The sequence below is a fragment of the Acidibrevibacterium fodinaquatile genome (genome assembly GCF_003352165.1).
Taxonomy (GTDB): Bacteria; Pseudomonadota; Alphaproteobacteria; order Acetobacterales; family Acetobacteraceae; genus Acidibrevibacterium; species Acidibrevibacterium fodinaquatile.
The window spans coordinates 2,282,460-2,296,224 of sequence record NZ_CP029176.1; the positions used below are offsets into that span (position 1 = coordinate 2,282,460).

10 protein-coding genes are annotated in these 13,765 nt (G+C 66.5%); 4 read left to right on the forward strand and 6 right to left on the reverse strand.

What is annotated here, in order from left to right; translation table 11 throughout:
• Positions 1-40: 40 nt before the first annotated feature.
• On the reverse strand, positions 41-2,014 hold the full coding sequence (gene dnaG / locus DEF76_RS10935) for a DNA primase (protein ID WP_114912358.1): 1,974 nt from the start codon (positions 2,012-2,014) through the stop codon (positions 41-43).
• 95 nt (positions 2,015-2,109) lie between these two features.
• Here dnaG and carA point away from each other — a divergent pair, with 95 nt between their 5' ends.
• The 4 genes from carA to DEF76_RS10955 all read left to right on the forward strand — a co-directional run bounded on the left by carA (position 2,110) and on the right by DEF76_RS10955 (position 8,535).
• Positions 2,110-3,471 carry a glutamine-hydrolyzing carbamoyl-phosphate synthase small subunit gene (gene carA / locus DEF76_RS10940; protein WP_114913823.1) on the forward strand — a complete coding sequence of 454 codons (1,362 nt, stop codon included), beginning with the start codon at positions 2,110-2,112 and terminating at the stop codon, positions 3,469-3,471.
• Between the two features lie 3 nt (positions 3,472-3,474).
• Positions 3,475-6,717, forward strand: coding sequence for a carbamoyl-phosphate synthase large subunit (gene carB, locus DEF76_RS10945; RefSeq protein WP_114912359.1), 3,243 nt, complete (start codon positions 3,475-3,477; stop codon positions 6,715-6,717).
• A gap of 105 nt (positions 6,718-6,822) precedes the next feature.
• On the forward strand, positions 6,823-7,296 hold the full coding sequence (gene greA, locus DEF76_RS10950) for a transcription elongation factor GreA (RefSeq protein ID WP_114912360.1): 474 nt from the start codon (positions 6,823-6,825) through the stop codon (positions 7,294-7,296).
• 6 nt (positions 7,297-7,302) lie between these two features.
• Complete coding sequence (locus tag DEF76_RS10955) at positions 7,303-8,535, forward strand: threonine ammonia-lyase (protein WP_114912361.1); 1,233 nt, start codon at positions 7,303-7,305, stop codon at positions 8,533-8,535.
• A 95-nt stretch (positions 8,536-8,630) separates the two neighbouring features.
• Here the strand turns inward: DEF76_RS10955 and DEF76_RS10960 are convergent, their stop codons facing one another.
• The 5 genes from DEF76_RS10960 to DEF76_RS10980 all read right to left on the reverse strand — a co-directional run bounded on the left by DEF76_RS10960 (position 8,631) and on the right by DEF76_RS10980 (position 13,753).
• On the reverse strand, positions 8,631-9,404 hold the full coding sequence (locus tag DEF76_RS10960; protein ID WP_205215983.1) for a COG4705 family protein: 774 nt from the start codon (positions 9,402-9,404) through the stop codon (positions 8,631-8,633).
• A 10-nt stretch (positions 9,405-9,414) separates the two neighbouring features.
• Positions 9,415-10,428 carry a type I glyceraldehyde-3-phosphate dehydrogenase gene (gap, locus tag DEF76_RS10965; protein ID WP_114912363.1) on the reverse strand — a complete coding sequence of 338 codons (1,014 nt, stop codon included), beginning with the start codon at positions 10,426-10,428 and terminating at the stop codon, positions 9,415-9,417.
• Positions 10,429-10,455: 27 nt separating this feature from the next.
• Positions 10,456-12,501 carry a transketolase gene (gene tkt / locus DEF76_RS10970; RefSeq protein ID WP_114912364.1) on the reverse strand — a complete coding sequence of 682 codons (2,046 nt, stop codon included), beginning with the start codon at positions 12,499-12,501 and terminating at the stop codon, positions 10,456-10,458.
• Positions 12,502-12,701: 200 nt separating this feature from the next.
• Complete coding sequence (locus tag DEF76_RS10975) at positions 12,702-13,061, reverse strand: hypothetical protein (RefSeq protein WP_114912365.1); 360 nt, start codon at positions 13,059-13,061, stop codon at positions 12,702-12,704.
• Complete coding sequence (locus DEF76_RS10980; RefSeq protein WP_162800602.1) at positions 13,058-13,753, reverse strand: hypothetical protein; 696 nt, start codon at positions 13,751-13,753, stop codon at positions 13,058-13,060. Before DEF76_RS10980 ends, DEF76_RS10975 begins: the two co-directional genes overlap by 4 nt.
• Positions 13,754-13,765: the final 12 nt, after the last annotated feature.

Genomic DNA, 13,765 nt, shown 5'->3' on the forward strand with positions numbered 1-13,765 from the left:
ACATGGCCGCGGGGCGTCCCCGCGCGGCCGATGTAACACCTCATCCCTCGGCGAAACCCGAAGCCGCGCCGCCGCGCCGGCCCTCAATCCCATGCCCATGGGCCTCATTGCCGCCTGCCCCCTCCCCGTCGTTCCCAGCGGGATCGGGCTCACCGGCATTGAGGCGATTTTGCGCCTCGCGCAACGCCAAGACTCGCCGCTCGGCACGTGGGGTCGGGTTCGCCTCGAAATCCCGCTGCGCTGCGGCCAGTTCCTCACGTAACCGTTCGCGGTGCGAAAACCCGAAAAAATGCCACCACCCCTCTGCCACATCCGCCGGCGGCGCCCCGGGCGCGGCAAACACCGGCGCGCAAGCCCGCACCTCCGCCACCTGCTCACCTAGCCCGCTCTCGGCGAGATGGTCGATGAGAGCAGGAGAGTCAAGCGCCGGATGCGAATTTAGTCCGGCCGCGGCCGCAACATCGGCTGATTCCGGCGCCGCCATCACCGCGTTGCGCACCCAGGCGAGCAGTGCCTCCCGCAGTCGGCTCAACGGCGCCGGCAAAGCGAGGCCGCTGAGCGCCTCCTCGACCTCGAGCGCCAGCGCCGGATGATGAAGCAGCACCGCGAGCAGCACCCGCTCGCGCGTCTGATCGCCAGGACGGGGTGCGGCGCGGAGCCGCGGCAGCGACGGGAACGCCGCTCTCTCCCCCCGCGATGGTGCGCCGCGCGCCCGCCCTTTGGCGCCGCCCACTGGTGCCGGCGGGCGGCGGAATTCGGCAAAGAAGCGATCGCGGAGTGCCTGGCGATATTCCCACTGGAGGCTGCGATGGTCGATGCTCTCGGCCGCCGCCATCAAGGCGTCGAAAAACCCACTCCGGCTCTCAGGCGTTGCGCCGGGGAACTGGGCGCGGGTGAGCGCATAAAGCGCGCTGATCAAGGGTTGGCGGCGGGCCAGTGCTTCGGCGCGGAAGCCGGCCGCGCCGGCGCGGCCGAGCAGGCTGTCAGGATCCTCGCCCGGCGGCAATGGCACGATCTCAAGGCTGCGCTCGGGAGTGATCAGCGGCAGCGCGAGCGAGATCGCGCGCAGCGCCGCCCGCGCCCCGGCCTCGTCGCCATCGAAACAGAGAAGCGGCACCGGCGACACCTGCCAGAGAGTTTCGAGATGCTCGATGCCGAGTGCCGTGCCAAGCGGCGCCAGCGCGCCGGGAAACCCGGCCTGGTCGAGGGCGATGACATCCATATAGCCCTCGACCACCAGGATTTCGCCGCCAGCGCGGCTGGCAGCCGCGGCGCGGTCGAGATTGTAGAGCGTGCGGCGCTTGGAAAAGACCGCCGTTTCCGGCCCGTTGAGATATTTCGGCGCGCTGGTCTGGCTGTCATCGAGGCGCCGACCGCCGAAGCTCACGATCCGCCCACGGCGGTCACCGATCGGGAAGATCAGCCGACCGATGAAGAATTCGCGCGCCGGCTGGCCGTCTTCAGCCGGGCGGAGAAGGCCGGCCTCGATCATCGCCGCTGGGGTAATCCCCTCACGCGCGAGATCGGCGGTCAATGCCCCGCGCCCCGGCGCGAAGCCGAGACGAAAGCGCCGAGCCGTCGCCTCGCTCACGCCGCGCCGGGCGAGATAGGCGCGCGCGCCAGCGCCTTCGGGAAGCCACAAACGACGTTCAAAGCTCTCGGTGGCGCGTTCGAGCACGGCCAGGCTGTCCCGCGCCGCGCGCGCCGCGACGGCTTGATCCGGCCCTTCCTCCGGCACCGCAAGCCCGGCCTCGGCGGCAAGGCCGCGTACTGCCTCGATGAAGCTCTGTCCCTCGGCCTGCATGACATAGCTGATCGCATCGCCATGGGCGCCGCAGCCAAAGCAATGGTAATGATCGTCATAGACGTAGAAGGACGGTGTTTTCTCGCCGTGGAACGGGCAGCAGCCCTTCCATTGCCGCCCCGAGCGGGCAAGGCGCACCCGCCGCCCGATCAGCGCCGGAAGCGGCGTCGTGGCGCGCAATTCCTCGAGGAAACCGGGTGGTAAAGCCATTAGCCGAGGCCCTTTCGGCGCGACCCGCTGGGATTTTTTTTCCCAAACTCGCATTTCTCATTGCTATGGGAAATTATTTCCCGCATAATTTGCCCATGCCCCTCACCGTCGAAGATCTCATCGCCCGCCTCGGTGGCGCCGACGCCGCCGCCGAGCAGCTCGGCGTCGGCACCGAGGCGCTGCGCAAATGGCGCCAAGCGCGGAGCATTCCGGCACGCCATTGGCCGGCGTTGCTCGCCGCGACCGGGCTGACCCTCACCGATCTGCCTCGCGCCCCATCCCGGAGTGACCCCATGTCCGCCATCGCTCATCCCCCCGAGGGCGCGACCGCAGCGCTCGTGCTCGCCGACGGCACGGTGTTCTGGGGCCGCGGCCTCGGCGCCATGACCGCCAAGGCGCCACCGCTCGGCGAGGTCTGCTTCAATACCGGCATGACCGGCTATCAGGAGACCCTCACCGATCCCTCCTATGCCGGCCAGATCATAACCTTCACCTTTCCTCATATCGGCAATGTCGGCGTCAATAGCGAGGATGTCGAGGCCTCGACGATCGCCGCCCGGGGCCTCGTTCTGCACGCCGACATCACAGCGCCGGCCAATTGGCGGGCAACCGAGGGCCTCGATGAATGGCTCGCCCGGCGCGGCGTCACCGGCATGGCTGGCGTCGATACACGGGCGCTGACCCTTCGCATCCGCGACCAGGGGGCGCCCAACGCTGTGCTCGCCTACCCGAAAGATGGCCGCTTCGATCTGCCGGCGCTCCGCGCCGCCGCGGCTGCTTGGCCGGGGCTCGAGGGGATGGACCTCGCCGGCACCGTCTCCTGCACCCAAAGCTACCCTTGGGATGAGACGGTTTGGACGTGGGGCCAAGGCTATGGCCGCCAGACCGCGCCGCGGTTTCATGTCGTCGCGGTCGATTATGGCGCGAAACGCAACATTCTCCGCGAACTCGCCGCCGCTGGCTGCCGCATTACCGTGGTGCCGGCAACCGCCAGCGCGGACGACATCCTCCGCCATCGCCCGGACGGCGTCTTTCTCTCGAACGGCCCTGGCGACCCGGCGGCGACGGCGGAATACGCGGTGCCGGCGATCCGCGGCGTGCTCGAAGCCGGGGTGCCGCTCTTTGGGATCTGTCTCGGCCATCAGCTCCTCGCCCTCGCCCTCGGCGGGCGCACCTACAAGATGGCGCGCGGCCATCGCGGCGCCAACCAGCCGGTCAAGGATCTCGCGACCGGGAAGGTCGAGATCACCAGCCAGAATCACGGCTTCGCGGTCGATCCGGCAAGCCTCCCGGAAGGCGTCGTGGTCACCCATACTAGCCTGTTTGACGGCTCGAACGAGGGCATCGCGCTCACCGGCAAGCCGGTATTCAGCGTGCAATACCACCCCGAGGCCAGCCCCGGCCCCTCCGATAGCCACCATCTCTTTGGGCGCTTCGTCGCGCTGATGGAGTCCTGATCAATGCCCAAGCGCACCGATCTTCACTCGATCCTGATCATCGGCGCCGGCCCGATCGTCATCGGCCAGGCGTGTGAGTTTGACTATTCCGGCGCCCAGGCCTGCAAGGCGCTGCGCGCCGAGGGCTATCGCGTCATCCTGGTCAATTCCAATCCGGCGACGATCATGACCGACCCGGAATTGGCCGACGCCACCTATGTCGAGCCGATCACGCCGGAAATCGTCACGAAAATCATCGCCCGCGAGCGCCCGGACGCGTTGCTCCCCACCATGGGCGGGCAGACCGCGCTCAATGTCGCGATGCAGCTCGCGAAAACCGGTGTTCTCGATGCCTACGAGGTCGAACTGATCGGCGCCCGCGCCGATGTCATCGACCGCGCCGAGGACCGGCTCAAATTCCGCGACGCGATGGCGGCGATCGGCATCGAGAGCCCGCGCAGCGCCATCGCCCACACGATCGACGAAGCCCGCGCCGCCTTGGCCGAAATCGGCCTGCCCGCCGTCATCCGGCCGAGCTTCACGCTCGGCGGCACCGGCGGCGGCATCGCTTATAATCGCGAGGAGTTCGACCAGATCGCGCAAGGCGGCCTCAATGCCTCGCCGGTTTCCGAGGTGCTGATCGAGGAAAGCGTGCTCGGTTGGAAGGAATTCGAGATGGAGGTGGTCCGCGATGGCGCGGACAATTGCATCATCGTCTGCGCGATCGAGAATGTCGATCCGATGGGCGTCCATACGGGCGATTCGGTCACCGTCGCGCCGGCGCTGACGCTGACCGATAAGGAATATCAGCGCATGCGCGATGCCTCGATCGCGTGTCTGCGCGCCATCGGCGTCGATACTGGCGGGTCGAACGTGCAATTCGCGATCGATCCGCAAACCGGCCGGATGCTGATCATCGAGATGAACCCGCGCGTCTCGCGCTCCTCCGCGCTCGCCTCCAAGGCGACGGGATTCCCGATCGCGAAAATCGCCGCCAAGCTTGCCGTCGGCTACACGCTCGATGAGCTCGCGAACGACATCACCCGCACGACGCCGGCGAGCTTCGAGCCGACCATCGATTACGTCGTCGTCAAGATCCCACGGTTCACGTTCGAGAAATTTCCCGGAACGCCCGCTCTCCTGTCCACCAGCATGAAATCGGTGGGCGAAGCAATGGCGATCGGGCGGAGTTTCGCCGAGGCGCTGCAAAAGGGTCTGCGCAGTATGGAGACCGGGCTTTCCGGTCTCGATGAAATCACGCCGCCCGGCGATGGCGGGGCGGATGCGTTCCGCGCCGCGCTCTCAACCCCGCGCCCGGACCGGCTCCTGGTCGCGGCACAGGCGCTCCGCGCTGGACTTACGGTCGAGGACGTTCACGAGGCGTGCAAATTCGACCCCTGGTTCCTGCGCCAGATCGAAACCATCATCGCCGCCGAGCGGGCGGTGCGCGACAGCGGCCTGCCCGAGAGCGCCATGGCGTTTCGGCGCCTCAAGGCGCTCGGATTTTCCGATGCGCGTCTAGCCGAACTCACCGGGTGTCGCGAGGCAGATGTCGCCGAACACCGCGCTCGGCTCGGGGTGACGCCGGTCTATAAGCGGATCGATACCTGCGCCGGCGAATTCGCCTCCGCGACCCCTTATCTGTATTCGACCTATGAGGGCGGCTTCGGCACGCCGGTTTGCGAGGCAGCGCCGAGCACGCGGGAAAAAATCATCATCCTCGGCGGCGGCCCGAACCGCATCGGCCAGGGGATCGAGTTCGACTATTGCTGTGTTCATGCCGCTTACGCGCTGCGTGAGGCGGGGTTTGAGACCATCATGATCAACTGCAATCCCGAAACCGTGAGCACCGATTATGACACCTCCGACCGGCTCTATTTCGAGCCACTCACCGCCGAAGACGTGATCGCGCTGGTGCGACGCGAACAGTCGGCAGGGAAACTGCTCGGCTGCATCGTGCAATATGGCGGACAGACGCCGCTGAAACTCTCACAGGCGCTCGCGCGCGCCGGCATTCCCATTCTCGGCACCAGCGCCGAGGCGATCGACATTGCCGAGGATCGCGAGCGTTTTCAGAAACTTTTGCAAAGCCTCGCCCTGCTGCAACCGGAGAATGGCACGGCGCGCTCGGCCCCTGAGGCGGAGGCGATCGCCGAGCGCATCGGCTATCCGGTGGTGATCCGGCCGAGCTATGTGCTCGGCGGTCGGGCGATGGAGATCGTCCATGATCGCGCCGGCCTAGCCCGCTATATGCGCGAAGCGGTGCGCGTCTCGGGCAGCAACCCGGTGCTGATCGATCGCTATCTCGCCGATGCGATCGAGGTCGATGTCGATTGCATTAGTGATGGCGAGACCGTTCATGTTGCAGGCGTCATGGAGCATATCGAGGAGGCCGGCATCCATTCCGGCGATAGTGCCTGCGCGCTGCCGCCCTATTCGCTGCCGCCGGCGATCGTCACCGAACTCCGCGCCGAGACCGTCGCGCTCGCGCGAGCGCTGAAAGTGGTCGGATTGATGAATGTGCAATATGCGATCCAGGGCGATGCAATCTACGTCCTCGAGGTCAATCCGCGTGCCGCGCGCACCGTTCCCTTCGTTGCCAAGGCGACCGGCCTGCCGGTTGCCAAACTCGGCGCCTTGGCGATGGCCGGCATCAAGCTCGATCCCGCTCGTCTGCACGAAAAGGCGCTCGGCGCCCATGTCGCGGTCAAGGAATCGGTGTTCCCGTTCGCGCGTTTTCCAGATGTCGACGTCATTCTCGGGCCGGAGATGAAATCGACCGGCGAGGTGATGGGGCTCGATACCAGTTTCGAGCGCGCCTTCGCCAAGGCGCAGCTCGGCGCTGGGGTCACGCTTCCGGCTGCAGGGACGGTGTTCCTCTCGGTCAAGGATGGCGACAAGCAGGCCGTGGTCTCGCTCGGCCGGCGCCTGATCGAGATGGGATTTCGCATTCTGGCGACGCGGGGAACGGCGGCGCGGCTGCGGGACGCCGGGCTCGCGGTCGCGGTCGTCAACAAGGTGCTCGAAGGCCGGCCGCATTGCGTCGATGCGATTCGCTCCGGCGAGGTGCAGTTGGTGATCAACACCGCCTCTGGCGCGCAGTCGGTGCATGACAGTTTTGATATCAGAAGGAGCGCGCTCACCCACGGGGTTCCCCATTACACCACCATCGCCGGCGCCCGCGCCGCCGTGCACGCGATCGCTGCCCTGCGCGCAGGAGAGCTTGAAGTCGCACCGCTGCAGGGGTATTTTCACGGATCGTTCTGAACCGGCCGGGGTGGGTTTGACCCATTCTGGCTCCCATGCCGGGGCCTGGAAGCGGGCAGCCGGCCTTATCTTTTCTCGACTGGTCGAGAGATCGAGGGCAACGACGTGCAGAAGTTTCCGATGACGGCCGCTGGCCTGCAACGCTTGGAGGAGGAGCTGCGTCATCTCAAATCGGTCGAGCGGCCGGGTATTATCCGCGCCATCGCCGAGGCGCGAAGCCATGGTGATTTATCGGAAAACGCCGAATACCATGCCGCGCGGGAGCGCCAATCCTTCATCGAAGGGCGAATCGCGGAACTCGAGGAAATCGTCAGCGCAGCCGAGGTGATCGATCCCGCCCTGCTCTCGGGCGATCAGGTGAAGTTCGGTGCCCATGTCCGTCTGATCGACGAGGAAACCGAGCAGGAATCTTCCTATCAGATCGTCGGCATGCATGAGGCCGATATCAAGGCCGGCCGGCTTTCGATCTCCTCGCCGCTGGCCAAGGCGCTGATTGGCAAAAAGCCCGGCGATCAGGTCTCGGTGCCAGCGCCGGGCGGCGATCGCAGCTACGAAATCCTGACCGTCAGCTTCGGCTGAGCGCCGATGTCCTCCCTTGCCGTTACCCTCGCCGATGTCGAGGCCGCTTGCGCGCGTATCGCGGGCCGCGTTCTCGAAAGCCCCGCGATAGCGGCCGATACGCTCTCACGCGCCACCGGGGCACGGGTTTTCCTCAAACTCGACAATCTCCAGGCGACCGGCGCCTTCAAGGAGCGCGGCGCCGCCAACCGCTTGGCGCTGCTCACCGAAGAGGAGCGCAAGCGCGGCGTCATCGCGGTTTCGGCTGGCAATCACGCCCAAGCCGTCGCCCGCCATGCGAGCCTCGACGCCATCCGCGCGACCATCGTCATGCCGCGTTTCACCCCGGCAACCAAGGTGACGCGAACGGCCGGCTGGGGCGCCGAGGTGGTGCTGCATGGTGAGACCCTGGCGGAAGCGGCCGACGAGGCGCATCGGCTCGCGGCACGCGATGGGCTGGTCTTCATCCATCCCTATGATGATCCCGGGGTAATTGCCGGGCAAGGCACGCTCGCGCTCGAATTCCTCAAAGCGGTTCCCGATCTCGACGTCCTCGTGGTCCCGGTCGGCGGTGGCGGTCTGCTCGCCGGCTGCGCGGTCGCGGCGAGCGCGCTCAGGCCGGGGATCGAGATCATCGGCGTCGAGGTCACCGCCTATGCCGCGCTCGCCCAACGCCTCGCCGGCCAGACGGTTTCGGTCGGCGGCCCGACCATCGCCGAGGGCATCGCCGTCCGCGATATCGGCGAAATCCCGCTGGCGCTGATCCGGCAGCTGGTTTCCGACGTGCTGATCGTTCCCGAGCGCGCCATCGAGCAGGCGATCGCGCTGCTCGCCGAGGGGGCGAAAGTGATCGCCGAGGGCGCTGGCGCAGCGGGGCTGGCGGCTGTGCTCGCCTATCGCGAGCGCTTTGCCGGGCGGCGGGTCGGCGTTCCGGTTTGCGGCGGCAATATCGATGCGCGCATCCTCGCCAATGTGCTGCTGCGCAATTTGCTGCGGGATGGCAGGCTGCTCCGCCTCAGCCTCGAAATCCCCGACCGGCCCGGGGTGCTCGCCGATATCGCCGGCACCATCGGCGCGGCCGGCGGCAACATCATCGATGTCTCGCACCACCGGCTGTTCGCCTCGCCGAGCGTGCAATCGGCGGGGCTGGAATTGATGGTCGAAGCGCGCGACACGCCGCATGGCGATGCCATCGTCGCCGCCTTGGCGAAAACCTACACTGTGCGGCGGCTGGCCGGCGAGAGCGGCGCGATCGGCTGATCCCCCTGATCTTCGCGTTGCGCGCGGCCACGCCCCTCAAATCTCAAAAGTTTTTTGGTTCATTTTTTCAAAAAAGAACCATTCTTTGCCCCATCTCACCCCGCCTGTTGGCCACCGGGGTGCCGTCCGGCCCGCTGCGGCAGGAGGGCGAGGCAGACGAGAATAAAGATAGCGAGGGCGAGCGTCGCGAGCGGGCGGCTGACTGCGAGGCCGCCTTCGGCGCGTGATTTGTCGAGAAAATCGCCGACGGTCGCGCCGAGCGGCCGGGTCAGGATGAAAGCTGCCCAAAATAGCGCGACCCGAGAGAGTTTGGTCCGGAAATAAAGCACGGCGAGAAGGGCGAGGGCGGCGCCGAAGACCAGCGCGCCGCCGTCATAGCCGAGGCCGCCATCGGCCGCCCAGTCGCCGAGCGCGGTGCCGAGGGTTTGCGAAAACGTGATCGCCGCCCAGTAGAACAGTTCCGTCCGCGGCGCGGCAACGGTGGTGACGGCGATGCTGCCCTGAGTCCGATACCAGAGGCCAAGGGTTGCCATCAGCAGAACGAACAGCAAGCTCGCCCCGCCGGGATAGCCGAAGCCGAGCGAGCGGTCGGCGAAGTCGGCCATGGTGGTGCCGAACGTGGTCGAGGCAATGATGGTCGCCCAGTAAAGGAGCGGGTGGAAGCGTCGCGCCGCGATCTGCGCCAGGACGAGACCCACGAGCGCAACTAGAAATAGCAAGGTTCCGGCGAGATAGCCCCAACCGAGGGTCATCGTCACCGTATCGCCGCCGGTCTCGCCAAGCGTGGTCGCAGCGATCTTGATGATCCAGAAAACGAGGGTGACTTCGGGAACCTTGCTCTCTCGTCCCCGGCCCGGCGCGGCTTCCAAGGCGGGTGCTCTATAACGCCCCAAGACGGGCGGCGGTGTCGATCATCCGGTTGGAAAAACCCCACTCATTGTCGTACCAGCCCATCACCCGCGCGAGCTTGCCATCGACGACGGAGGTCTGAGACGCATCGAAGCTGCAGGACGCGCTGACATGGTTGAAATCAACGCTGACCAGCTTTTCCATATTATAGGCGATGATCCCCTTCATCGTGCCGTCGGCGGCGGCGCGGAAGGCGGCGTTGATGGTTTCGGGATCGGCCGGGCGGGCGAGGTTGACGTCGAGCGAGACCAGCGAAACATTGGGCGTCGGCACGCGGATCGCGGTGCCGTCGAGCTTGCCCTTGAGTTCGGGGATGACGAGGCCAATCGCGCGCGCGGCGCCGGTCGTGGTCGGAATGATCGAAACCGCGGCCGCCCGCGCCCGGTGCAGATCCTTGTGCAGCGTGTCGACGGTGCGCTGATCGCCGGTATAGGAATGGATCGTCACCATGTAGCCGCGTTCGATGCCGAACGCCTCATGGAGCACTTTGGCCATCGGCGCGAGGCAGTTGGTGGTGCATGAGGCATTGGAGACCACGGTCATCGCCGGGGTCAGCACCTCGTGATTGACGCCGTAAACCACGGTCGCGTCGACGCCATCGGCTGGCGCCGAGACCAAAACCTTGCGCGCCCCGGCGGCGAGCAGGTGGGCAGCAGCCTCGCGCTTGGTGAAAAGGCCCGTGCATTCCATCGCGACATCGACGCCGGCGAACGGCACCTTGGCGGGATCGCGCTCGGCAGAAACCCGGATCGGCCCCCATTCGCGCCCGCCATGACGGATCCGGAGCGAATCCCCCTCCACCGCCACCTCGCCGGGAAAGCGGCCATGGACACTGTCATAACGCAGGAGATGGGCATTGGCTTCGACGCTGCCGAGATCATTGATCGCGACCGGCACGATATCTTCGCGCCCGCTCTCGATGATCGCCCGCAGGACGAGCCGCCCGATGCGGCCAAACCCGTTGATCGCGATACGCACCGGCATAACGTGTTACCTCTTGGTTTTTTTGCTTCAGGGGAGGGCGAGGCGCTTTCGCACCGCGTGCACGAGGGCCTCGGCGGTGATGCCGAAATGGCGGTAAAGCTCCTCATAGGGTGCGGAGGCGCCGAAGCCGGCCATGCCGATGAACACGCCATCAGGGCCGAGCCAGCGCTCCCAGCCGAATCCCGCGGCCGCTTCGATCCCGAATCGCGGCGCGGTGCCGAGCGTCTCCGCCTGATAGGCCGGATCCTGCTGGGCAAAGAGTTCCCAGCAGGGCAAAGACACCACCGCCGCGGCGATACCCTCGGCCGCCAGCGTCTCGCGGGCCGCCATCGCGATCGCGACCTCAGAGCCACTGGCGATCAGCGTTGCCTGGCGCGCGGAGGCGGCCTCGGCGAGGACATAGGCGCCGCGCGCGGTGCGATTTTCGGTGATGTCGGCGCGGAGCGTCGGCAGGGATTGGCGGCTCAGCACGAGGGCGCTCGGTCCGTCGCTACGCCGCAGCGCGAGTTCGAAGCTCTCCGCCGTCTCGATCGTGTCGGCCGGGCGGAAGACGAGAAGATTGGGCATCGCGCGGAGGCTCGCGAGATGCTCGACCGCCTGATGCGTCGGCCCATCCTCGCCGAGGCCGATACTGTCATGGGTCAGAACATGGATCACCCGCAGATGCATCAGCGCCGCAAGCCGCAGCGCCGGGCGGAGATAGTCGCTGAACACGAAGAACGTGCCGCCATAGGGGATCATGCCGCCACTGAGCGCGAGCCCGTTCATCGCCGCCGCCATCGCGTGCTCACGGATGCCGAAATGGAGATAGCGGCCAGCGAATTGCCCCGGCGCAACCTCCGCCATGTCCTTGACCCGGGTAAGATTGGAGCCGGTGAGGTCGGCGGAGCCGCCGATCAACTCCGGCACCAGCGGCACCAGCGCCTCTAGCACTTTCTGGCTTGATTGGCGGGTCGCGAGTTTTGGCTTACTTTCGGCGATCTCGGCTTTCAACGCGGCGAGTTTTTCCAACCAATTGTCCGGGAGCCGCCCGGCGAGCGCACGCTCGAACTCGGCGCGCTGCGGATGGCGGGTGGCGCGCTTGAGCCAGGCGCGGCGGGGTGTTGCGCCGCGCCCGCCAGCCTCCTGCCAGGCTTGCGCGAGATCCTCGGGCACGGTGAAGGGCGCGGCCGTCCAGCCCAGCGCCGCCTTCGTCGCCGCCGCTTCCGCCGCCCCCAGCGCCGAGCCATGGGCGGCATTGGTGCCCGCCTTGTGCGGCGCGCCGAAGCCGATGATGGTGCGGCAAGCGATCAGCGTCGGCTTCTTCGAGCGCACGGCGAACGAGAGGGCGGCCGCGATCTGTGCCGGATCATGGCCGTCGATCCGCTTCGTCGCCCAGCCATAGGCGGCGAAGCGTTTTAGCGCGTCATCGGAGGTTGCGAGCCGCGTCGCGCCGTCGATCGAGATGTGGTTGTCGTCGTAGAGGACAGTGAGTTTGTCGAGCCGGAGATGGCCGGCGAGCGAGGCCGCCTCATGGCTGATTCCCTCCATCAGATCGCCGTCGGAGGCGATAACCCAGGTGCGGTGATCGACCAGGCTGCGCCCGAACCGCGCCGCGAGCATCCGCTCGCCAAGCGCCATGCCGACGGCGGTGGCGATGCCCTGGCCGAGCGGGCCGGTGGTGGTCTCGATCGCCGGATGGGCGCCATATTCAGGGTGGCCGGCGGCGGCAGAGTGGAGTTGGCGGAAACGCTCCAGCACGTCCATCCCCATGCCGGCATGGCCGGTGAGATGGAGGAGGGCATAAAGCAGCATCGAGCCGTGGCCGGCGGAGAGCACGAAGCGGTCACGATCGGGCCAGCGCGGATCGGCGGCGTCGAATTTCAGGAATCGCGTCCAGAGCACCGTCGCGACATCGGCCATGCCGAGCGGCAGGCCGGGATGGCCGGAATTGGCGCGCTCGACGGCGTCGATGGCGAGCGCACGGATCGCGTCCGCCATGCGGCGCTCGAGCGTCGGCGGGCGCGCGAGCAGGGCCGCTTGCCGGGCGATGACGTCATCAGGCGGTGAGGAGGTTTCTGCCGGGGATGCCATCCCTCGGCTATAAAAGCCGATCCCCGCCGAGGCAAGTCTCGCGGCGGCTGCTTCGCTGACGGCACGATGCTGGCGGGCAGTGTCTGAGCGCCCGGCGCGGCCGCGATCGGGCTGTCACGCCATGCGTCAGCAGGCGCCGCGGCATCGGCCTATAACATTATGGATTCCCAGGGTCTGCCGACCGGCAAAGACCTGCCCCCTCAGCGGCAGCGCAGATTAACCTCGGCCTCGGCGCGGTGGAGGCGGTCGATTTCCTCGATCGCGATCGGGGTATGGCGGAAGATATCTGCCTGCGGCCCATGCACCCCTTGCTGCATGCTGAGGATGGTCTCCGCCTTCTCGTAATCGTCATAGCTCATCATGTCGGCAATGGTATCGATGCCGCATGAGCATTTTTCGAGCAGATCATGGCTGAATCCATTGGCGGCGAGACAGCCGATGACGTAATCGGCGCGCGCCGCGGTCGGATAGTCATGCGCCGGATGGTGCTCCTCGGTTTCGGCACGCGCGGCAATGGCGATCAGGCCGAGAGCGAGCGCCGCGACGAGCGCGCGGGTCATGGCGTCACCGCCTTACCCGGCGCGACTTTCTCGAAAACCAAGTGCTCGCTGATCGCCGGGGCGCCGGATGCGGGATCGGCCGGCATCTCGGTCGCGAATTCGGCGAATCCCCCCGGCACGTCCTTGCTGAGCACGAAACGGTAGGCTTTCTGCTGGATCTGCGGCATATGCGCGAATCGGTCATTGTCGGCGAAGGGGCGGAGCGTGATGCTCTGCGCCGCCACCTCATGGCCGTCGAGCGTGACCTTGGCGGGCGTCATCTCCGCCTTGTCGATGAAGGCGGCGCGGATACGGTTACGATAATAAGCGGCGGCGACGCCGGTCATGGCGCGCATTTCATCGACGTCGTGTTCGAGAAACACCATCAGCAGCGGATTGCCGCGGAAATCATCGACCGCGGGGTAAAAAATATGGTGATCGCCGGTGAGAAAATTGAACATCACGTATTTCGTGCCATCGGGATGGACGAGTTTGATATCCTCGGCGACGTGATCGGTGAACCCATCCGGTCCCTGGCGCGTGTAGCGATAGAGGAGGGTTTCGGGATGGTCGATATTAGCGAGATGCGGGGTCTCGAACAGGGAGACCTGCGCTGGGCTGAGCGGCTTGGTTTCGTCCGCGGGGCCGGCGGCATGAACCGGCGATGCGAGGCAGAGGCCGAGAAGGGTAAGAGCGGTAAGTCTTGGTGTCATTTTTGCATGCAT

What these genes read in the sequence shown, in the direction of transcription:
- gap (WP_114912363.1), bottom strand. Translation starts at nt 10,428, where the DNA reads ATGCCGGTGCGTATCGCGATCAACGGGTTTGGCCGCATCGGGCGGCTC.
- carB (WP_114912359.1), top strand. Translation starts at nt 3,475, where the DNA reads ATGCCCAAGCGCACCGATCTTCACTCGATCCTGATCATCGGCGCCGGC.
- tkt (WP_114912364.1), bottom strand. Translation starts at nt 12,501, where the DNA reads ATGGCATCCCCGGCAGAAACCTCCTCACCGCCTGATGACGTCATCGCC.
- carA (WP_114913823.1), top strand. Translation starts at nt 2,110, where the DNA reads ATGCCCCTCACCGTCGAAGATCTCATCGCCCGCCTCGGTGGCGCCGAC.
- DEF76_RS10955 (WP_114912361.1), top strand. Translation starts at nt 7,303, where the DNA reads ATGTCCTCCCTTGCCGTTACCCTCGCCGATGTCGAGGCCGCTTGCGCG.
- DEF76_RS10980 (WP_162800602.1), bottom strand. Translation starts at nt 13,753, where the DNA reads ATGACACCAAGACTTACCGCTCTTACCCTTCTCGGCCTCTGCCTCGCA.
- dnaG (WP_114912358.1), bottom strand. Translation starts at nt 2,014, where the DNA reads ATGGCTTTACCACCCGGTTTCCTCGAGGAATTGCGCGCCACGACGCCG.
- DEF76_RS10975 (WP_114912365.1), bottom strand. Translation starts at nt 13,061, where the DNA reads ATGACCCGCGCGCTCGTCGCGGCGCTCGCTCTCGGCCTGATCGCCATT.